17 protein-coding genes are annotated in these 20,636 nt (G+C 67.3%); 3 read left to right on the top strand and 14 right to left on the bottom strand.

Annotation, left to right across the window (positions count from 1 at the left end):
• Window positions 1-177 precede the first annotated feature (177 nt).
• The 8 genes from fdhA to ABIC51_RS30730 form a co-directional block, all read right to left on the bottom strand.
• Window positions 178-1,374, bottom strand: a complete 1,197-nt coding sequence (gene fdhA, locus ABIC51_RS30765) for a formaldehyde dehydrogenase, glutathione-independent (RefSeq protein WP_027789739.1) — start codon at window positions 1,372-1,374, stop codon at window positions 178-180.
• 254 nt (window positions 1,375-1,628) lie between these two features.
• A complete protein-coding gene (locus ABIC51_RS30760) occupies window positions 1,629-2,819 on the bottom strand; it encodes an HlyD family secretion protein (protein WP_060197317.1) in 1,191 nt (396 codons plus the stop codon).
• The gene (locus tag ABIC51_RS30755) at window positions 2,819-4,687 is read right to left on the bottom strand and encodes an efflux transporter outer membrane subunit (protein WP_354006761.1); all 1,869 of its coding nucleotides are present in this window, start codon (window positions 4,685-4,687) and stop codon (window positions 2,819-2,821) included. The genes ABIC51_RS30760 and ABIC51_RS30755 overlap by 1 nt, the downstream gene beginning before the upstream one ends.
• A gap of 8 nt (window positions 4,688-4,695) precedes the next feature.
• Entirely contained in the window at window positions 4,696-5,646 is a 951-nt protein-coding gene (locus ABIC51_RS30750) for a glycosyltransferase family 2 protein (protein ID WP_175897699.1), read from the bottom strand.
• 10 nt (window positions 5,647-5,656) lie between these two features.
• Window positions 5,657-7,258, bottom strand: coding sequence for a DHA2 family efflux MFS transporter permease subunit (locus ABIC51_RS30745; protein ID WP_027789743.1), 1,602 nt, complete (start codon window positions 7,256-7,258; stop codon window positions 5,657-5,659).
• Window positions 7,255-8,538 (bottom strand): glycosyltransferase, encoded by a 1,284-nt coding sequence (locus ABIC51_RS30740; protein WP_226128087.1) that lies wholly within the window; start codon window positions 8,536-8,538, stop codon window positions 7,255-7,257. The genes ABIC51_RS30745 and ABIC51_RS30740 overlap by 4 nt, the downstream gene beginning before the upstream one ends.
• 17 nt (window positions 8,539-8,555) lie before the next feature.
• Window positions 8,556-9,125 (bottom strand): methyltransferase family protein, encoded by a 570-nt coding sequence (locus tag ABIC51_RS30735; protein WP_027789745.1) that lies wholly within the window; start codon window positions 9,123-9,125, stop codon window positions 8,556-8,558.
• Between the two features lie 67 nt (window positions 9,126-9,192).
• Complete coding sequence (locus ABIC51_RS30730) at window positions 9,193-10,095, bottom strand: alpha/beta fold hydrolase (protein ID WP_027789746.1); 903 nt, start codon at window positions 10,093-10,095, stop codon at window positions 9,193-9,195.
• Window positions 10,096-10,814: 719 nt separating this feature from the next.
• Between ABIC51_RS30730 and betI the strand changes: the two genes are divergently transcribed.
• The 3 genes from betI to betA are packed head-to-tail and all read left to right on the top strand — an operon-like array spanning window position 10,815 to window position 14,627.
• Window positions 10,815-11,399, top strand: a complete 585-nt coding sequence (gene betI, locus ABIC51_RS30725) for a transcriptional regulator BetI (protein WP_027789747.1) — start codon at window positions 10,815-10,817, stop codon at window positions 11,397-11,399.
• Between the two features lie 32 nt (window positions 11,400-11,431).
• The gene (gene betB / locus ABIC51_RS30720; RefSeq protein WP_021160332.1) at window positions 11,432-12,901 is read left to right on the top strand and encodes a betaine-aldehyde dehydrogenase; all 1,470 of its coding nucleotides are present in this window, start codon (window positions 11,432-11,434) and stop codon (window positions 12,899-12,901) included.
• A gap of 25 nt (window positions 12,902-12,926) precedes the next feature.
• Complete coding sequence (gene betA / locus ABIC51_RS30715) at window positions 12,927-14,627, top strand: choline dehydrogenase (protein WP_027789749.1); 1,701 nt, start codon at window positions 12,927-12,929, stop codon at window positions 14,625-14,627.
• Between the two features lie 84 nt (window positions 14,628-14,711).
• Here the strand turns inward: betA and ABIC51_RS30710 are convergent, their stop codons facing one another.
• From ABIC51_RS30710 to ABIC51_RS30685, 6 genes are all read right to left on the bottom strand, one after another.
• Entirely contained in the window at window positions 14,712-15,998 is a 1,287-nt protein-coding gene (locus ABIC51_RS30710; protein ID WP_146254160.1) for a type II toxin-antitoxin system HipA family toxin, read from the bottom strand.
• Entirely contained in the window at window positions 15,991-16,308 is a 318-nt protein-coding gene (locus ABIC51_RS30705) for a helix-turn-helix domain-containing protein (protein ID WP_146254159.1), read from the bottom strand. The genes ABIC51_RS30710 and ABIC51_RS30705 overlap by 8 nt, the downstream gene beginning before the upstream one ends.
• Window positions 16,309-16,722: 414 nt before the next feature.
• On the bottom strand, window positions 16,723-17,313 hold the full coding sequence (locus ABIC51_RS30700; protein WP_021160329.1) for a dual specificity protein phosphatase family protein: 591 nt from the start codon (window positions 17,311-17,313) through the stop codon (window positions 16,723-16,725).
• Between the two features lie 13 nt (window positions 17,314-17,326).
• Complete coding sequence (locus tag ABIC51_RS30695; RefSeq protein ID WP_124840972.1) at window positions 17,327-17,821, bottom strand: hypothetical protein; 495 nt, start codon at window positions 17,819-17,821, stop codon at window positions 17,327-17,329.
• Window positions 17,818-18,960: an MGDG synthase family glycosyltransferase gene (locus tag ABIC51_RS30690; protein WP_124546093.1), complete on the bottom strand. Its 1,143-nt coding sequence runs from the start codon at window positions 18,958-18,960 to the stop codon at window positions 17,818-17,820. The genes ABIC51_RS30695 and ABIC51_RS30690 overlap by 4 nt, the downstream gene beginning before the upstream one ends.
• Before the next feature lie 469 nt (window positions 18,961-19,429).
• Window positions 19,430-20,521, bottom strand: a complete 1,092-nt coding sequence (locus tag ABIC51_RS30685; protein ID WP_146254158.1) for a hypothetical protein — start codon at window positions 20,519-20,521, stop codon at window positions 19,430-19,432.
• Between the last annotated feature and the right edge of the window lie 115 nt (window positions 20,522-20,636).

Genomic DNA, 20,636 nt, shown 5'->3' with positions numbered 1-20,636 from the left:
GGCGACGATTATCGCAGCAATTCCGTGCGGCCGGGATCGGCGGTGCGCAGGCGTTCCGGCCCGCGCGATACCTGCGCGCGGCCTGCTCTTCCCCACGCTTCCTCAGCAAAAACGGGCGACCCGTTTCCGGTGCCGCCCGTTTCGCGTGACGCGCTGCGCGCGTCGAACGCTAGCGCATCACGCCGCCAGCAACCCGTGCGGGTCGATGACGAATTTGCGCGGCGCGCCGCCGTCGAACTTCTTGTAGCCTTCCGGCGCCTGGTCGAGCGAAATCACTTCGACGTTGACGATCTTCGCGATCGGCAGACGGTCGAACAGGATCGCCTGCATCAGGTTGCGGTTGTACTTCAGCACCGGCGTCTGGCCCGTGAAGAACGAGTGCGACTTCGCCCAGCCGAGGCCGAAGCGGATGCTCAGGCTGCCGTGCTGCGCGGCCTTGTCCTTCGCGCCCGGATCGTCCGTCACGTACAGGCCCGGGATGCCGATCGCACCGGCCGGCCGCGTGATTTCCATCAGCGAGTTCAGCACCGTGGCCGGTGCCTCTTCCGCGTGGCCCGACGAGCCGTGGCCGTGCGCCTCGAAGCCGACGCAGTCGACCGCGCAGTCGATCTCGGGGACACCGAGAATCTGCTCGATCTGCTCGCCGAGCGACGCGTCCTTCGACAGGTCGACCGTCTCGAAACCCATCGCCTTCGCGTGCGCGAGGCGTTCCGCGTTCATGTCGCCGACGATCGTCACGGCCGCGCCGAGCAGGCGTGCCGATGCGGCCGCCGCCATCCCGACCGGGCCCGCGCCCGCGATATAGACCGTCGAGCCCGGCTTCACGCCCGCGCTCACAGCGCCGTGATAGCCGGTCGGCAGAATGTCGGACAGGCAAGTCAGGTCGCGGATCTTCGCCATCGCCTGGTCGCGGTCGGGGAATTTCAGCAGGTTGAAATCGGCATACGGCACGAGCACGTACTCGGCCTGGCCGCCGATCCAGCCGCCCATGTCGACGTAACCGTAGGCGCCGCCGGCACGCGACGGGTTCACGTTCAGGCACACGCCCGTATGCGTGTCCTTGCACATCGCGCAGCGGCCGCAAGCGACGTTGAACGGCACCGATACGAGATCGCCGAGCTTCAGCGTTTCGACGTCGCGGCCGATCTCGACCACCTCGCCCGTGATTTCGTGACCGAGCACGAGGCCGACCGGCGCGGTCGTGCGGCCGCGCACCATGTGCTGGTCGGAACCGCAGATGTTCGTGCTGACCACTTTCAGGATCACACCGTGGCCGATCGCGCGGCCGCTCGGATCGACCATCTTCGGATAATCGATTTTCTGGACTTCGACCTGGCCCGGTCCAAGATAGACGACACCTCGATTGCTGCTCATCGTATTGTCTCCATGTCTCGTTGGTGGCGCCGCGGCGCGCCGGCGCCATCCGGCGCACGCGCAACGTGCTGTTCGAGAGTAGTCCCGGAGGCAGGGGCGCCGATGTCTCAAACGCGACACGCGTTTGAACGGCGCCGACATCGATGGCGGAAATGCGAAAGTCGGGCGGGAACCGATGGAAAGGTTTCGGGGGCGGCGTGACGCGCGGGGGCGGGCCGGTCGTCGCGACCGGCCGCCCCTCTCCCGGGCAGGCGCTACCCGCCCTGATTCTCGCGAATGATCGCGGCCGCCGCCGCTTCCGCGTCGCTCGCCACCCCGTCGTGCACGCGCGTGCTGACGGCCGGCGTCGGCGGCTCGCTGTCGAGCGCATGGCCGTTGCGGTCGTGCGTGTCGACCGTTGCGCGCATCGACAGCCCGACGCGCAGCGGATGCGCGGCGAGATCGCGCGGCTCGAGCGCAATGACGACCGGCACGCGCTGCACGACCTTGATCCAGTTGCCGGCCGCGTTCTGCGACGGCAGCATCGAGAACGCGCTGCCCGTCCCCGCCGAGAAGCCCTGCACACGACCGCGATAGGTCACGCGCGAGCCGTAGAGATCCGACACGACCTCGACCGGCTGCCCGATGCGCATGTGGCGGATCTGCCCTTCCTTGAAATTCGCCTCGATCCACAGCCGGTTGAGCTGCACGATCGACATCAGCGGCACGCCGGGCCCGACCTGCTGGCCGACCTGCACCGAACGCTGCCCGATCGTGCCGTCGACGGGCGCGACGATCGTCGTGCGCTTCAGGTTGCGGTACGCGAGCTTGAACTGCGCGGCCGCCTGCACGACGGCCGGGTTTTCGTCGACGGGCAGCCTGGTGCCGAGCGCGCGCGCCGCGTCGAGCTGCGCCTGCGCGGCCGCGAGATTCGCCTGCGCACCGGCGACCGCGGCCCGTGCACGCGCGAGCTCCTCGGGTGCGACGATCTCGACCGATGCGCCCGAGCGCGCGGCGAACGCGCGCTGCGCGAGCGACAGGTCGGCGCGCCGTGCGTTCACGGCCTCGACGTACATCGTGTTCGAGATCTTCGCGTTCGCGACCTGCCGTACGGCCTGTGCGAGCTGCGCCTTCGCCTGCGCGAACGCGACGGACGCCTCGGTGTCGTCGAGTTTCACGAGCGTCTGGCCGGCGCGCACGGCCTGCGTATCGGCGACCACGACGTCGGTCACCGACCCCGGGATCTGCGCGGCGACCTGGACGATGCTGCCGGCCACGTACGCGTCGTCGGTGTCTTCGTAATAACGATCGCTCAGCAACCAGTATGCGATCCATGCAAGCGCGGCCACCAGCACGACCGCGAAGAACACGATGAAGCGCTTGCGACGCGTCGCGCGGCGCGCGTCGAGTGCAGGATCGTTCAGTGCGGCCGGCGGCGCGGCGGTATGTAGGTTGTCGTGGTGCATCAGTCGCTTTGCGTGACGATCAGACGATCGTGCTGGAACAGGGGGATCGGCGGCATGACCGACAGGCTCGGCGCCGGAGTCGCGGCCGCCGTGCGCGCGGGAACGGGGGTGCCGCGAGGCGTCGCGCCGACGGCCGGCGTGCGTGCCGCGTCGTCGCGTCGTGCGGCCCCGGTATCCGATGCAGCGACGACCTGCGGGACGGACACGCTCCGCGCACGCGCATCGGCGGACGGCCCCGCCACCGATGTGCTCGCGTTCGCGGCGGATGCGGTCGTGGCGGTCGCAGCCGCCATCGCGGGCGCGGCGGGTGCGACGGTCGACGCACCTCGCTTCGCCGCCCCGCTACGCGCCCGATGCGCGGCCGGCGCCTGCGCGACCGTCGCGCCCGCATCGAACCCGCCGCCCAACGCACCGACCAGCCCGACGCGCAGCGTGCGCTGCCGGCCGAGCAGCGCGATCAACTGCGCGCGCTCGTCGATCAGCGTGAGATCCGCGACATCCACGTCCTTCTGCATCAGCACGCCGCGCCGGTGGCGGTCGGTCGCGATCTGCACGATCTTTTGCGCGGCCGCGACCGCATCCTGCTGCTGCGCGACGAGCGTCTGCGACGTCTGCAGCGACGTGACGAGCTGCGCGACCTGCCCGAGCGCGTCGTCGACAGTCTTGTTGTACAGCCCGATCGCCACGTCGGCCTGCGCGACGTCCGCACCGAGCTTCGCCTTCAGCCGGCCGCGATCGAAGACCGGCAGCGAGATCGCCGGGCCGACGGAACCGGCGAGCGCGTCGCGCGAGAACAGCGACGCGGGCGTCAGCGCGAACACGCCGCCGAGCGCGACGAGGTTCACGTCCGGATAGAACTGCGCACGCGTCGAATCGGCATTCGCGAACGCGGCTTCGACGCGCAACCGCGCGGCGACGATGTCGGGCCGGCGGCCGAGGAGTCCGGCCGGCAGCCGCGCGGGCAGCGCGCCGCCGGCAAATGCGCCGACGCGCGGCCGCTGCAGCGCGAGCCCGCGCTCCGGGCCGCGGCCCGACAGCACGCCGAGCTGCAGTTGAGCGAGCTTGATCTGCTCGTCGTTCTGCGCGATCTGCGCGAGCAGCTTGCTGCGCTTGATCGCGGCATCGCTCGCGTCGTATGCGTTGTCGAGCCCGCGCGCGGTGCGCTCGCGCAGCACGGTCGTCACGCGCTGGCTCACCTTCAGCTTCTGCTGCAGCAGTTCCTGCATCGCATAGGCCTGGTCGAGCTGGCAGTACACGGTGACGATCGCGACCGCCAGCGTGAGCCGCACCTGCTCGGCCTCGACCCGCGCCGCTTCACGCAGCGACATCAGGCTCTTCGTCGCCGCGCGGTTCTTGCCCCACAGGTCGAGCTGGTAGTTGAGCCCGACGAACACCGACGACGGCGATACGTTCGGATCGCCGAAGATCTCGACCGGCACACGATAGCCGCCGACCGACACGTTGGCGACGTCGTCGCCCGGCTTCGGCATCCGCGCGCGGCTGACCGTTGCGCCGGCCGTGCCCGTCAGCCCCGTCAACGAATCGAACTGCTGAAACTGCGCCTGCGCGATCCGCAGCCGCGCCTGCGCAACCTGCAGGTCGGGGTTGTTCTGCGATGCCTCGGCGACCAGCGCGTCGAGCTGCGGATCCTGCAACTGCTTCACCCAGTCGGGCGCGGGCCACGCGCCGTTCACGCCGGGGCCGGCCGTCTGCGCGAGCGCATCGTCGGCCGGCGCGTGCAACGACAGCGACGGCAGGAAGCCCGTCGGCACGCATCCGCCCAGTGCCAGCGACACCGCCGCGGCAACGATCACCGTGCCGCCCTTCATGCGATGCGCCCAACCCGCTGCTTGTTTCACACGCCGCATCTCGCTCCTCATCCCTGCTGAATGCGCCGCTCAACGCGCCGCGCCCGCTCGGCCAGCCGCGGCCGCGTGCGCTCGAGCGGGCCGAGCCGGCCGAACAGGCCGTCCGCGATGCCGAACAGGATGCCGGCGAGCTTCGCGCGCTTGTCGCGTTCGACGAGCGCGATCTGCGCGACCTGCCACACGGTCAGCAGGTTCGGCACGATCGCCACCGGAAAGCGCAGCCCGTACTGCATCCCGAGCTGCACCGCATTGCGTGCGCTGTAGTAGCGCCGTTGCCACGAGTGATTCATCGACGTCATTTCGAACGGGCCGATCGCGTGACGCTGCTTCGCGCCGATCCGGTGCGGCAGCACCAGCGACGGCACGACATAAAGCGGCACGTTGCGCGCCAGCGCGCGGAAGCTGTACTCGGTGTCGACGTGATCGATGAACAGCGTCTCGTCGAAGCGGCCGAGCACGTCGAACGCATCGCGCGACACGACGCAGCCCGACGAGATCAGGAACGCACAACGCTGCAGCGGCGCGCCCGGCTCGATGCGCAAGCGGCGCAGCCCGATCCCGTTGGTCGAGAGTTCGGGCAGGAAACTGCGCGCGTTCTCGTCGAAAATGCGCGGGCCGGCCAGGAACGCGCGCCCCGCGAGCCCGGCGCAGACGTCGCGCATCGCGGGGAAATACGCGGCGGGCACGGACGAATCCTGGTCGAACAGCGCGACGGCATCGACGCGGTCGCGAAACAGCGTCGCGAGGCCCGCGTTGTACGCGCCGGCAATGCCGCCGCGATTGCCGTGATGCAGCAGCGCGATGCCCTCGCGCGCGCACAGCTCGCGGGCCCGCGCATCGGGCTGCGGCGTGTTGTCGACGACGAGCAGCGCATCGCACGCGTGCCGCCAGGTGCCGAGCGCGTCGAGCTGCGCGTCGCTCGGGTAATACAGGATCACGAGTGCGCCGAGTGTCGTCATGTTCCTCTCCTCAATGCCCGAACGACGCGGCCGCGCCACGCTTCGGCCGCGTCAGCCACATCATCGCCGCGAGTGCGAGACACGTCATGCTCGCCATCCAGAACATGTCGTTGGTCGCCATCATGTAGGCCTGCTGCATCACGACCTGGTGCAGCGTCGTCAGCTCGCGTACGCCGTCCACGCCCATCGCGTTCAGCGTGTGCACGAAGCGCTGCGTGTTCGCCGATGCGTGCGTGACGGATTGCGACACGACGTCGTAGTGATAGGTCGCGCGGTTGTCCCACAGCGTCACGCTCATCGCGGTGCCGAACGCGGCCGACAGCGTGCGCAGGAAGTTCGACAGGCTCGACGCGGCGGCGAGCCTGTCGTCCGGAATGCGCGACAGCGTCGCGGCCGTCAGCGGAATGAAGAAGCACGGCAGCCCGATCCCCTGGATCAGCCCCGGCGCGGCGATCTGCGCGAACGTCATCTTCAGCGTGAAATGCGCATCCCACGCGAGCACGGCCGCGAACACGAGGAAGCCGAAGGTCGCGAGCACGCGCGCGTCGAAGCGGTGCGCGTGGATCCCGACGAGAATCGAGAACACCAGCGCGAGCACGCCGAGCGACGCCGTCGCGAGCCCCGCGTGAAACGCGTTGTAGCCCATCACGGCCTGCATCCACAGCGGAAACACGACGCCGACCACCGAGAAGCTCATCATCCCGAGCGAGATGATCAGCACGCAGAACGAGAACGTGCGATCGCGGAACAGGCTCAGGTCGACGACGGGATGCGCCTCGCCCGCCTCCCAGATCAGCAGCGACACGATCGCGAGCCCCGCGACCACCGCCAGCGTGACGATCAGCGGCGAACCGAACCAGCCGCGATCATGGCCGAGATCGAGCATCGCCTGCAGCGAGCCGACGCCGATCACGAGCAGCACGATGCCCGGCACGTCGATCGGGCCGGCCGTGCCGCGTTGCGCGTCGGGGCGCAGCATCGCGGTGCAGACCGCGAACGAGAACAGCCCGATCGGCAGGTTGATCAGGAAGATCCACGGCCACGAGAAGTTGTCGACGATCCAGCCGCCGACCACCGGCCCGAAGATCGGCGCGAGCAGCACCGTCATCGCCCACAGCGCGAGCGCGATCGTGCGCTTGTCCGGCGGGAACGTGCGCAGCAGGATCGTCTGCGACAGCGGCACCATCGGCCCCGAGCACAGCCCCTGCAGCGCACGGCAGATCACGAGCACGTGCAGGTCGCGCGCGAGCCCGCACAGCAGCGACGTCAGCGTGAACAGCAGCACCGCGCCGACGAACAACCGCAATTCGCCGACGCGGCGCGCGAGCCAGCCCGTCAGCGGCACCGCGATCGCGGCCGCGACCGAATACGAACTGATCACCCACGTGCCCTGGCTGTTCGATACGCCGAGACTGCCGGAAATGGCCGGCACCGCGACGTTCGTCACGGTCGAGTCGAGCACCTCGATGAAGGTCGCGAGCGACAGCGCGAACGTCAGCAGCGCGAGCCGGATACCGCGCACCGGTTGCGCGGCCGGTTCCGACGCCGGGGCCGGCGCGTCGAACGCGGACGCCGCGACGGGCCCGTCGTGAAGCGGCGACGCGGTGCTCATGCGCCGGCCACCGCGGCTTCGGGCCGTGCGGCTGGCCGCCCGCGCCGCGGCGCGAACCGCTCGATGAAATCGGCGGCGGCGGCGCAGCCGTCCCGCTCGGCCGCCAGCCGTGCGCGTGTACGCGCCGCGTGCGCCGCAAACGCGGGCTCGCCGAGCACGCGCGCGAGCGCCGCGCCTAGGCGCGCACCGTCGATCGGGCCGTCGACCCGCACGCCGCAGCCGCTCGCGGCAACCCGTTGCGCGTTGTCGAACTGGTCGTGCGCGAACGGCGTGACGACCTGCGCGATCCCGGCTTCGAACGCGAGCGCCGCCGTGCCGATCCCGCCGTGATGCACGAGCGCGCGGCAGCGTGGCAGCAGCGTGCGCATCGGCACGAAGCGGCGCACGAGCAAACGGTCGCCGTCCGGCGCCGCATCGTGCGGCGTCAGCAGGATCCCGCGCGCGCCGGTCGCGCGCAGCGCGTCCGCCACCGCGCGCGCGTAGGCCGCGTGATCGACGCGTGTCGAACCGGCCGTGAACACGACCGGGGGTTCGCCGGCCGCGAGAAACGCATCGAGTGCCACATCGTCGTCGGGAGTCGCAATATCGTTGAACAACGGAAAACCGCTTTGCAGATGATTCGACGGCCAGTCCGGCTGCGGCGGCGCGAACCAGCCGGGAAACAGGCACAGCACGCCGTCGGTGGAATGCAGCCAGCGGCCCAGCACGCGCCGCGCGGGCGCGAGCCCGAGATCGCGGCGCACCGCGTTGAGCGCGGGGCCGCATGTGCGATCGAGCACCTGACGCTCGATCAGCGTCATCAGCGCCGCCTTCACGGGCAGCGGCCAACGCGCGGGAATCGTCAGGCGCGGGTGGGTCGGCGGCGCATGCGCGGACAGCAGCGTCGACGGCGACACCTGCACCGACACGTACGGCGTGCCGTGCAGCTCCTGCATGAAGCGCGCGGAGAACGCCCACAGCGTGCCGACGAGCACCGTGTCGCCGTCGGCCAGCGCACGCAGCGCGTCGTAGTGCGGGCGCAGCGTCGGTGCGATCACCTGCCACAGCGTGCGAAACGACGTGCGCGAATCCCACAGCGCGGGGTTCGCCATCGCGGCCTCGTATTCGGCCGCGGTGCCGATCGGCACGAATTCGAACCCGCAATGGCGCACGGCCGCCTCGAACGGCGCGTGCGTGCAGAACACGACGTCGTGACCGCGCGCCGCGAGCGTGCGCGCGACGCCGAGCAGCGGATGCACGTCGCCCGCCGAGCCGATCGCGGTCACGATCATCTTCGCCATCGCGCGCCTCGCGGGGATCAGTAGAAGCCGGGAATCAGCGCCGCGACCTCGCGGCGGTACTGCGTGTATGCCGGCCCGAAATACCCGGTCAGCCAGCTTTCCTCGACGCGCACCTTGTACGCGAGCGACGCGAACACGAGCAGCACGCCGATCGCGCCGCGCCATTCGCCGCCGATCAGCGCGGCGCCGACGAGCGCGATCAGGCAGCCCGTATAGATCGGGTGACGCACGAGCGCGTACGGCCCGGTGCGCACGAGTTCATGGTCTTCCTTCAGCGTGACCGACACGCTCCAGTTCGTGCCGAGATGCAGCCGCGCCCACACCGAGAACAGCAGGCCCGCGACCAGCACCGCGAGCCCGCACTGCGCCTGCAGGCCGAAACGCTGCCAGTCGGGCACGAGCGCCTGCCACGACGGATCGGGCAGGATGATCAGCGCGCCGCCGACGATCAGCGGAATCGACTGCAGCGTGCGCGAGCGCGACGCTTCCTTGCGCACGGTCGCCTTCACGCCTTGCGAAGTGGCGATCCAGTAGGCGAGCCACGCGGCCCACGGAACGACGATGGCGATGGTCTGAACGATATTCACGGCTGGCCTGCCTCGTTGGGATGGGAATTCGGATGCGCGCTGCGTACCGGACGCACGGCGCGCGGCGTCACGACGACAGCGCGTGCATCGGCGCGGGCACGCACGCCTGCGCGGCGGCGAGCGCGATGCCGGCGGCGAGCGACGACTCGCCGCAGAAAAAGTCGAGCAGCGCCGCACGCGTGTATTCGCGCTGCGCGCGGCCTTCGATGTCGAGGAAGTGGCCGGCGTCCGGCACCGTCGCGAACCGCGCGCGCGGCACATGCGCGCCGAGCTGGCGCACGTCGGCGGGCGTCGTGTATTCGTCACGCTCGCCGTTCAGGAACAGGAGCTCGCAGCCGATGTTCGAGAACTCGCTGAGGTAGCGCTCGGGCTGCAGCGACAGGATCTGGTCGACGTGGAACGCGACCTGGTCCTGCTCGTCGCGCGGCAGGCGCGTGAGATAGCGGTAGTTGTACAGCTTCATGATGCGCGGCAGGTAGCGGCCGACGGTGTCGTTCAGCAACTGCGCGGCCTTCAGGTTCTCGCCGGCCGCGATGTGGTCGCGAGCGCGCGTCACGTAGTCGACCATCGCGTCGTTCAGGAACGGCGAGAACGAGCAGATCGCCGCGCGCCGCACGCTCGGGCAGCCGCGTGCGAGCGCGAACAGCGACGCCACGCCGCCCCACGACACCGACACGAGGTAGGCCGGCGCGAAACGCTCGACCAGGTACTGCAGGATCGCGGCTTCGTCGTCTTTCGTCAGGATGAAGCAGCCCGGGTTGTGCTGGCGCGACTGCCCCGCGTACGGCAGGTCGAAGCAGATCGTGTTCATCCGCTCGCCGAGATACTGGACGGTCTGCCCGAACGACGCGGTCGTCGCGAGCGCGCCGTTGACGAGCATCGCCGTGTCGAACGCCGGGTCGAACACGTTCCGTTCGACGTAGACCTTCAGACCATTCGGTAGCGGGACCACGTGTTTTTCGGTCAGCATCGTCGTTCTCCGGTGGATGCGGCGTCTCGACGTCGCGGCATGCTGCAGGTGCGCAATGGCTGCGCCGGTTTTCGCGCGCAATCCGAATCGCGCGATTGGCCAATGCACCGCGGCAATACCGGCGGCATCGATTCATTCCTCGTAGTGCGGCGCCATACTAATACGGACAATATTACTGACTCAAGTCATTCCAACGATACCCTCTACTCTGTCAGGAAATACCGCCGCTTCAAATTATTCCGCCATTTTTTATGGTAGGCAGAATCCTTTCGAGGGTGATCGCAATCGTTTGCGGAGCACCGTTCGAACCACTCCTTATCATGCGATATTCATTTAAATTCAATAACTTGAACCGTTTAATTCACCTATTTAAAACGAATTTTCATGAATGAAACGTGACGTCGCTTCTTCAACCGGCTTCCATATTTCACCGAATATCACACAGCTCAATATTCTTTCATTCCGTAATCGCTTCGACACCCGTAACGATTAACCGGATTGATCGCCGACTTCAGAAAGCGTTTTAAACAAACTTCTGTTTTCTTAACCATCTTTCGATTATTTTTCCGCACCTGCACAACGCACGGCCGACTGCCCTTTCGTCTGCCCGGCACCCGCCGTCACCGTCAGACCCCGATTTTTTGTTGATTGAACGATCAATAAAAAACCGCTAAGCTCTCGACTTCCATGGACGGCCCGTCCGGGCGAAGGGAGTCGCGATGCCGAAAGTCGGAATGCGGGAGATTCGCCGCGCACAGTTGATCGACGCCACGCTGCGTTCGATCGACGAAGCGGGCCTGCCCGGCACGACGCTCGCGTCCGTCGCGCAGCGCGCGAACATCTCGACGGGCATCGTCAGCCACTACTTCGGCGACAAGGACGGCCTGCTCGAAGCGACGATGCGGCACGTGCTGCGCGACCTGTGGTCGGCCACCACGCGCCGCCGCGTGGCGGCACGCAAGGACCCGCGCTCGCGGCTGCGCGCGATCGTCGCCGCGAACTTCGACGACACACAGGTGAGCGCGCCCGTCATGAAGACGTGGCTCGCGTTCTGGTCGCAGAGCATGCACGACCCGATGCTCAAGCGCCTGCAGCACGTCAACACGCGGCGCCTCCATTCGAACCTGTGCGCGGAATTCGCGAAGGCGTTGCCCCGCACGCAGGCGCGCGAGGCCGCCGGCGGCCTCGCCGCGCTGATCGACGGCCTGTGGCTGCGCGGCGCACTCGCCGGCGGCCCGATCGACACCCGGGCTGCATTGAAGCTCGCCCACGATTACATCGACCTGCTGCTCGCGTCCGACTGACGCGCGACGCAGTCGCCCTCAAGGAGATCCTCATGTCCGTATTCGGTTTGCAGCGCCTCTACATCGGTGGCGGTTACGTCGACGCCACGAGCGGCAAGACTTTCGACACCTTCGATCCCGCCACCGGCGAACTGCTCGCGCAGGTGCAGCAAGCGAGCGCGGCCGACGTCGATCGCGCGGTTGCATCCGCGCAGGAAGGCCAGCGTGAATGGGCCGCGATGACCGCGATGCAGCGCTCGCGCATCCTGCGCCGCGCGGTCGACCTGCTGCGCGAGCGCAACGACGAACTCGCGGCGCTGGAAACGCGCGACACGGGCAAGCCGATCGCCGAGACGCTCGCGGTCGACATCGTCACCGGCGCGGACGTGATCGAGTACTACGCGGGCCTCGCCACCGCGATCGAAGGGCTGCAGGTGCCGCTGCGCGCCGAATCGTTCGTCTACACGCGGCGCGAGCCGCTCGGCGTGTGCGCGGGCATCGGCGCATGGAACTACCCGATCCAGATCGCGTGCTGGAAGACGGCGCCCGCGCTCGCGGCCGGCAACGCGATGGTGTTCAAGCCGAGCGAAGTCACGCCGCTCACCGCGCTGAAGCTCGCGGAAATCTACACGGAAGCCGGCGTGCCGGCCGGCGTGTTCAACGTCGTGCAGGGCGACGGCTCGGTCGGCGCGCTGCTGACGGGCCATCCGGACATCGCGAAGGTGTCGTTCACCGGCGGCGTCGAGACGGGCAAGAAGGTGATGTCGCTGGCCGGCGCATCGTCGCTGAAGGAAGTGACGATGGAGCTCGGCGGCAAGTCGCCGCTGATCGTGTTCGACGATGCGGATCTCGACCGCGCGGCCGACATCGCGGTCACCGCCAACTTCTTCAGCTCGGGCCAGGTCTGCACGAACGGCACGCGCGTGTTCGTGCACCGTTCGGTCAAGGACGCGTTCACGCAGAAGGTGCTCGAACGCGTGAAGCGCATCCGCGTGGGCAAGCCGACCGACGCCGACACCAACTTCGGCCCGCTCGTATCGGCCGCGCAGCTCGACAAGGTGCTCGGCTTCATCGAAAGCGGCAAGGCCGAAGGCGCGAAGCTGCTCGCGGGCGGCACGCGCCTGACAGACGGCCACTTCGGCGGCGGCCAGTACGTCGCGCCGACCGTGTTCGGCGATTGCCGCGACGACATGAAGATCGTCCGCGAGGAAATCTTCGGGCCGGTGATGAGCATCCTCGATTTCGAATCGGAAGACGAAGTGATCACCCGCGCGAACGACACGCATTACGGGCTCGCAGCCGGCGTCGTGACGGAGAACCTGTCGCGCGCGCACCGCACGATCCATCGCCTCGAGGCCGGCATCTGCTGGATCAACACGTGGGGCGAATCGCCGGCCGAGATGCCGGTTGGCGGATACAAGCAATCCGGTGTCGGACGCGAGAACGGCATCACGACGCTCGAGCACTACACTCGAATCAAGTCGGTGCAGGTCGAGCTCGGCCGCTACAACCCGGTGTTTTAAGGATCACGAAAGGAGATTGACCGTCATGACGACACGCGAATACGACTACATCATCTGCGGCGCGGGCTCCGCGGGCAACGTGCTCGCAACGCGCCTGACGGAAGATCCGGACGTGACGGTGCTGCTGCTCGAAGCGGGCGGCCCCGACTACCGCTTCGACTTCCGCACGCAGATGCCGGCGGCACTCGCCTATCCGCTGCAGGGCCGCCGCTACAACTGGGCGTACGAAACCGACCCCGAGCCGCACATGGACAACCGCCGGATGGAATGCGGGCGCGGCAAGGGGCTCGGCGGCTCGTCGCTGATCAACGGGATGTGCTACATCCGCGGCAACGCGCTCGACTACGACAACTGGTCGACGCACAAGGGCCTCGAGAACTGGACGTATCTCGACTGCCTGCCGTACTTCAAGAAAGCCGAGACGCGCGACGTCGGCCCGAACGACTATCACGGCGGCAGCGGCCCCGTGTCGGTCACGACCAGCAAGCCGGGCGTGAACCCGCTGTTCGAGGCGATGGTCGACGCGGGTGTGCAGGCCGGCTATCCGCGCACCGACGACCTGAACGGCTATCAGCAGGAAGGCTTCGGCCCGATGGACCGCACCGTCACGCCGAAGGGCCGCCGGGCGAGCACCGCGCGCGGCTACCTCGACCAGGCGCGTGCACGGCCGAACCTCGAGATCGTCACGCATGCGCTCGCCGATCGCATCCTGTTCGACGGCAAGCGCGCATCGGGCGTCACGTACCTGCGCGGCAACGAACGCGCGACCGCGCACGCGCGCCGCGAAGTGCTCGTGTGCAGCGGCGCGATCGCGTCCCCGCAACTGCTGCAGCGCTCGGGCGTCGGCCCCGGCGCGTGGCTGAAGGAGCTCGACATTCCCGTCGTGCTCGACCTGCCCGGCGTCGGCCAGAACCTGCAGGATCACCTGGAGATGTACATCCAGTACGAGTGCAAGGAACCCGTCTCCCTGTACCCGGCGCTGAAGTGGTGGAACCAGCCGAAGATCGGCCTTGAATGGATGCTGAACGGTACGGGCCTCGGCGCGAGCAACCACTTCGAGGCGGGCGGCTTCATCCGCACGCGCGACGACGACCTGTGGCCGAACATCCAGTACCACTTCCTGCCGGTGGCGATCAACTACAACGGCTCGAACGCGATCGAGATGCACGGCTTCCAGGCGCACGTGGGCTCGATGCGCTCGCCGAGCCGCGGCCGCGTGAAGCTGCGCTCGCGCGATCCGAACCAGCATCCGAGCATCCTGTTCAACTACATGGCCGAAGCGCTCGACTGGCGCGAGTTCCGCGATGCGATCCGCGCGACGCGTGAAATCATGCGGCAACCCGCGCTCGACCGCTATCGCGGCCGCGAGCTGAACCCGGGCGCCGATTGCAAGACCGACAAGGAACTCGACGCGTTCGTGCGGGCCCGCGCGGAAACCGCGTTCCATCCGTCGTGCTCGTGCAAGATGGGTTACGACGATATGGCGGTGGTCGACGAAGAAGGCCGCGTGCACGGGCTGGAAGGGCTGCGTGTGGTCGATGCGTCGATCATGCCGATCATCACGACCGGCAACCTCAATGCGCCGACGATCATGATCGCGGAGAAAATCGCGGACAAGATTCGTGGCAAGCAACCGCTCGCGCGTGTCGACGTGCCTTATTTCGTCGCGAACGGGGCGATGGCGCGGAATGTCGCGAAGGCCGTGCGGCAGCCGGAGACGGTTTGACGACGGCGGACGCACTGCCCGCTCATCAATATACTGACGAAGCGCCGCCGACAGGGATTGTCGGCGGCGTTTTTACGTGCATCCTCACCGGCGAGCGCGACCCACGGGAGCCTGGCGAAGCAGGGCAACGTTCTCGTTGATGCGGCCCTGGATCGTGCGCAGGGTATCTCGAGTAATGATCCGCGGGTACATGTTCTCGGCCATGTCCGAGAATTGACCGGCCACTTCGCAAATGTCGTCGATCATCCTGCCGGCAACGTCCTGGGGCACTTCGGCTTCCTCGGCAAACCGAAGCATGTGCGTGCGGGAAATCTCCAGTGCCTCACCCATCACGTCCATCTGGTGATATCCGCCGGGCCCCTCGCAGAAGGTCACATCGTAGGCCGGCGCCAGTCTCCACTGACCATTTGGCGCCATGACGTAGGCGAAGTTCTTGGGATGGTCGTCGCGGTTGTTGAACGCGACGTTGAAGACGGCGCGCTCGAAGGCCCTCCTCATCTCTCGCACGTCGTTGGTACAGATCCGGGTCGCCCGCAAGAAGTTGAGGTAGTCCAGCGAACCCGCCTGCCGGTAATCGGCCCCCGTAAACGCCGCGAGACTCTGCATGGGGACACGCGATCCATCATGCCGATCAAAGCGCTTGCTGGCGAACGCCGCCAGCCCATTGGGCAAACTGAAGTACTGCGTGTCCGGAGTCTCGATGCCACATCTGCGCAGACATTCGGCGTAGACCATCTCGATGGCGCACACCTCGGCGTGCTCGTCTCTTGCGGGGAACTTGACCAGCCAGGCTTCGAAGCCCGGTGTGGCGGCCGTGGTCAACCCGCCGGTTTGCGGATCGCGATAGATCAGGACCTTGGGCCTTGCACCTTGGGGCGAGCCGCCCACCCGCAGCAACGTCTGCAGGAACTCCCCCCCTTCACCATGGAGCACGTCCTGAACTTCGGCAGCAAGCTGTTCCAGCGGGATGTGGACGTCCGGCGCCTCTCCTTCGGGTGCGACGGGTTCGAACGCCATGGCCCCCATCGCGTTGCTGCCGATACAGGCCAACCGCTCCAGGGCGCCAATGCGCGCCGTGTTGAGCCCACGGCGCCGGAACATACGGTCCATCAGCAGCATGCCCCACCCGTCCGGCAACGCGTCATAGACAGGCCCCGGCAGTTGCAATTGATGAACCGGGAAATCTCGCCGCAACCGGGGGCCCTCCAGCGGCAATGTGTACAAAGACAGCTCCAGGCCCCTCTGCCTCGCCTCGTTGCTGTACTCGAACACAATCAGGGGGCGACCGGTCAGGGCAGTCGTGGAGACCAGCGTGCCCCAAAGCCACCGCTCCCCCCAGCCCTCGTAGAAAACATTCACTTGTTCAGGCATCGCCGGACTTCCTCCTCGTACGGAGGCGCTTGGCTGATTTCTCGTAGCGCAGAATGTCCTCGATGCTGTCCAGCTTTGGCTGGAACAGGCCTTCGAGCTCCTTGATTCGGCCGAGCGCCATCGCCACCCGGACCACGGCCTCGAAGCCGACATTGCGCCCGGCCTCCAGGTTCGACACGGTGTTGGTCGCGATGCCGGCACGCCCGGCAAGATCCGACTGCGTCAGGCCCACAGCCAGACGCTCGGTGCGCAGGCGCTCGCAGAGTCGCTTGACGACCTCGCTCGGCTTGCTGAAGCTTAAATCCAACATAGTGTGTCTTACACCCTATCCATGCCGGTTAACACCCAAAATTATAGAATTAACGCCACCTTGGCTCAAGGAGACTAATTCTTTAATTCTGCGTTTTATCGGCAAAATTACCCACTTAGCCACAATATGTTGGATTTAAGTAGCTTCCCGTCAAAGATGCGGTCGATCAGATCGCCCCGGGGCTGCGCGAACGATCCGGGGCCATGCAGAGGTCGGATCCCGTGTTGCACGGGTGCACGGCCTTGTTCGCGCCTCTTCGAGGATCGTGGTGGGGCTGACTGGCTGCTTGGACTTTGCTGCAGCTCGTGGGTGAAGAACCCGCTGCATGCCGGGAAAGTCGGCTTTCTGCTGCTGCAGCGTAGACGAGCGCTGAGCACTACGGTGACGTCGGGAGCTGGTCCTCGCAGGTCGGGCTCAGCCGCTATTGACCTCCTGCCGCAACCGCTCGACATCCACGCGCTTCAGGTAGTTCGTGATGTTCTGCCAGATCGGATGGAACCCGTAGCCTCCATGCTGCAGCTCGTCGAGCGCCTGCTCGCGCGTCCAGCCCTGGTACACCATCCGGTACAACGCCGACACGAGGCCGGTACGATCGGCGCCGTGCTGGCAGTGGATCAGCACCGGGCCGTCCTGGTCGGCCGTACGCAGCGCCTTCAGCGCCGCGACCATGTCTTCGTCGCGGATGTCCCAGGTGTTGATCCGGATGCGCTGCATCTTGATCTGCGTGCCGGCCAGGATGCTGTCGTCCGCGTGAAACGAACGGAAGCTGATGACCTTGCGAATGCCGAGCTTCTGCAGTTCCGGCACATCCGCGCGCGACAGCTGCGCACTGCGGTACAGCGTCGGCGTGATCCGATGCAGGTTGTTCACATGCGCATCGGTCACGCCCTGCGCCCATTTGATCGGCCTCGGCCGGGCGGACACCTCGGAGGCCGGGTCCGCATGGGCCGGCTGCACGAGCCCGGCGAGCGTGACGGAGAGCGCGGCAATGAAGGCGAGTTTCATGTCGGGTCGGGGATCAGTAGAACGCGCGCTTGCGCTCGCGGGAAAGAATGAACAGCACGATCGCGGCGGCGCTCATCGTCCAGTAGTCGGTCGGTGCCACGCCGAACCAATGGATATGCCACGGCACGTTGGCCGGATTGAAACGGGCGAGACCGTAGGCCGGATTCAGCACGAACCACAGGAAATCCTCGGTCAGCCAGAACACCATGATGCACGCGACGATCCGCGCTTCGATGCGCCACGACCACCGTCCGTTGAACACGGCCGGCCAGTGAAAGAACAGCGCGACGAACGGGAACACCCACGCGTGGTAGCCGGTCATCGGCCGCCCGCCCCAGAAGATGTCGAGCAGCCAGTGATGCTCGATGCGCCACGTCGGCAGGTTGGCCGCCCAGCCCGCGCTGCCTTCGATCTGGATCTCCACGTTCGCGAAGAAATACGCGAGCAACACGACCCATGCAACGACAAACAGCGTATGGCGCGTCGGCACGAAGCGCGCGATGCTCATGCGGCGGGCTCCAGGCCCAGCACGCGATCGAGCACGAAGCGGCCGGCGAGCGGCCGGCCGAGCGGCGCGAGGCGGCGGCGCATGTCGGCGAGACGCTCCGGCGCCTGCAGCAGCGCGCGGATCCGGTAGACGAGCGCGTCGTCGTCGATCGCCTTCAGCGCGACACCCTGTTCGAGCAGGAAATCCGCATTGCGCTCTTCCTGGCCCGGAATCGGCGAGTTGACGATCATCGGCAACTGCATCGCGAGACATTCGGACGTCGTCAGGCCGCCCGGCTTCGTGATGACGAGGTCGGCGCAGGCCATCAGGCGCTCGACCTGCTGCGTGAAGCCCTGCGGAAACAACCGGCCCGGATGTTGCGCGGCCAGTTCCTGCAACGATGCCAGCATCGCCTGGTTTTTGCCGGCCAGCGCGATCAGCTGGAAGTCGGCATCCATCCCGAGCAGGCGCGCCGCCAGCACGTCGAGCCCGCCGAGGCCCGCGCCGCCGGACATCATCAGGAAGGTCGGGCGCGCGGGATCGAGGCCGTACTCGGCCGCGCAGGCCGCGCGATCGAGAGGCTGACCGAACGCCGGCATGATCGGGATGCCGCTGACGTGCACCGTTTCAGGCGCCATGCCGCGGGCATGCATGCGCCACGCGATCTCGTCGTTGGCCGCGAAATAACCGCGCATGTTCGGCACGACCCACATGCTGTGCAGGTCGAAATCGGTGACCTGCACCCACACCGGCGTGTCGACGCGCTCCTTGCGGATCTCGCGCGACAGCAGCTCGGCCGGCAGGAAGTGCGTGCAGATGATCGCGTCCGGGCGCTGGCGTTCGATCTCCGCGAGCAGCGGCCGGCAATTGAGCCGCTCGATCGCACGCCGGATCTTCTGCGACGGGGCGGCGGGATCGACTTCGTCCGTCTTCTGGTACAGGTAGCCCCACAGCGCCGGCTGGCTGCTGACGAGCTTGATGTAGAGATCGGTGTACAGCTTGCGGAAGCCGGTGGACACGAAATCCATCACGTCCAGGTGGGTGGCTTCGATGCCGGCGGGATGGTGGTCGGCGAATGCGCGGATCGCTTCGGCCGCTCGGGTATGGCCGGCGCCGGCGCTGACGCTCAGGAGGAGGATTTTCTTGTTTTGCTTTGACATCTGACTGACCGTTTCGATGAAGGTGGTCGGAACGCGGGTTCGCGGCAGCGCTCTCACACTGCGGCTGTTTGCGTCCGGCTTACAGCAAGCTTGGCAGATCTTCGGCGACGCGGGCGGGCAGTGACGTCGAAGCGGTCGCCGGCATCGTTTGCGGAATCATACTGCGTTCGGGCGATGGCGCCGGAATCGGGGCGCGCAGGCGGGATGGATGGTGCGGTGTGCGGTGTGCGGTGTGCGGTGTGCGGTGTGCGGTGTGCGGTGTGCGGTGTGCGGCCAGTGTGGACTGGTGATGGCATGACGGCTCGGCGCGCTGCCGCCCGATGCCCGTTCGCGTGAGCGAACGGGGTCCGGCATGGCGCGCGAATCAGGATGCGCGTACGCGAATCGTTTGGCATCCTTGCGGATTACTTCGAAAGAGGCTTCGGAAAAGCTGGCGCGTCGAGCCGGCCTTGCCCCCTTGCTCGTGAAATCAGGGCGCTACACCGGCCCGCTTCCGCATCCGCTTCCCGCGGACGATCGGATTCCATCGCGATGTCAGGCTCATTGCGCCGCGCAGGCGGTCGAATGCGATGTCCTCCTTCGGCCCGAAGCGATTGACCGCCGGCCACGCGAGCACGTGATCGAGGCACGCCTGCCACTCGTCGCCATGAAAACGGCGACCGATTTCCCGCACGGCGTCAGGCGCTGCAATCGCGATACCCGCCAGCAGGTAGTAAGCCCAAAAGCTGCCCGCGCCGACGAGTCGATCCAGCCTGCACACGGACAACGCCGCGAGCACCCCGTCCACCGACGCCAGATCGGCGCGATGCGTGCGGATCGCCCGCGCAACGAGGTTGTGCTGACCGCCATACGCGGCGATGGAGGCCCCGTCGCCGGCGGCGAGCACGGCCGAGAACGTCACGAGCGCAGCCATCTCGTCGATACGCGATGCATCGTCACGTGGCCCGCATACACGCAGCACGATCGCGTCGATGACGGCGCCCGGCAGGGTCGACGTCTCTCCGCTCGCCGCCGCGATGACGGCGAGCCTGTCTCTCAGGTTCTTCGCAGGCAGCGTGTCGCCCTGCGCGCCCGTCTCATGTGCGGTGCATGTGCCGGCATCCCCCCCGCTGCATTCGAGACCGCCGGCAATCCGCTCGAGTGCGGCCCAGCCGACATCGGGATCGTCGAATGCGCACGCATCGATCACGCCGTGCGCGGTGTCGAACACGGCACGCGAGCCGGGGCAGCAGCGTTCGGCTTCGGCGAGTTGCCGTATCGAAGGCACATGCGAGCATGCGCCGCGCGGGTCGGTCAGGTCGCATTCGCAGGCGCCGCCGTCCGATGCGATCCACGGCGCGAGCCCGTGAAGCACGGCCGTTGCGTCACGCGACAGATTCGCGCCTGTCCGCATCCGTATCGCCTGCGACGCGGCAACGGTCGTGTCGCCCCCGTCAGCCGCCATCGCTACGCAAGCGGCAGCGTCGAGATGTTCGATCAGGTACTGCAGCCACGCGGCCGTGCGCAGCCGGTCAGGCGTCGCGCCGCGCGCATCTCCATACTTTGCTGGATCGGTAAGCATGGGTCTTCCGGGATAGTTCTGGCCAATTTGGAATAGTGGTAATTCAGTCGAATCGGATGGCGCGGTACGCCGTACCGACCCTGCAACGCCACACGCATCGGATCGCGATACGTGC

The organism is Burkholderia sp. 572 (genome assembly GCF_040545135.1).
GTDB classification, from domain to species: Bacteria; Pseudomonadota; Gammaproteobacteria; order Burkholderiales; family Burkholderiaceae; genus Burkholderia; species Burkholderia cepacia.
Note: the sequence above shows the minus strand (reverse complement) of the source record. Positions and strands in the feature narration are given on the sequence as shown.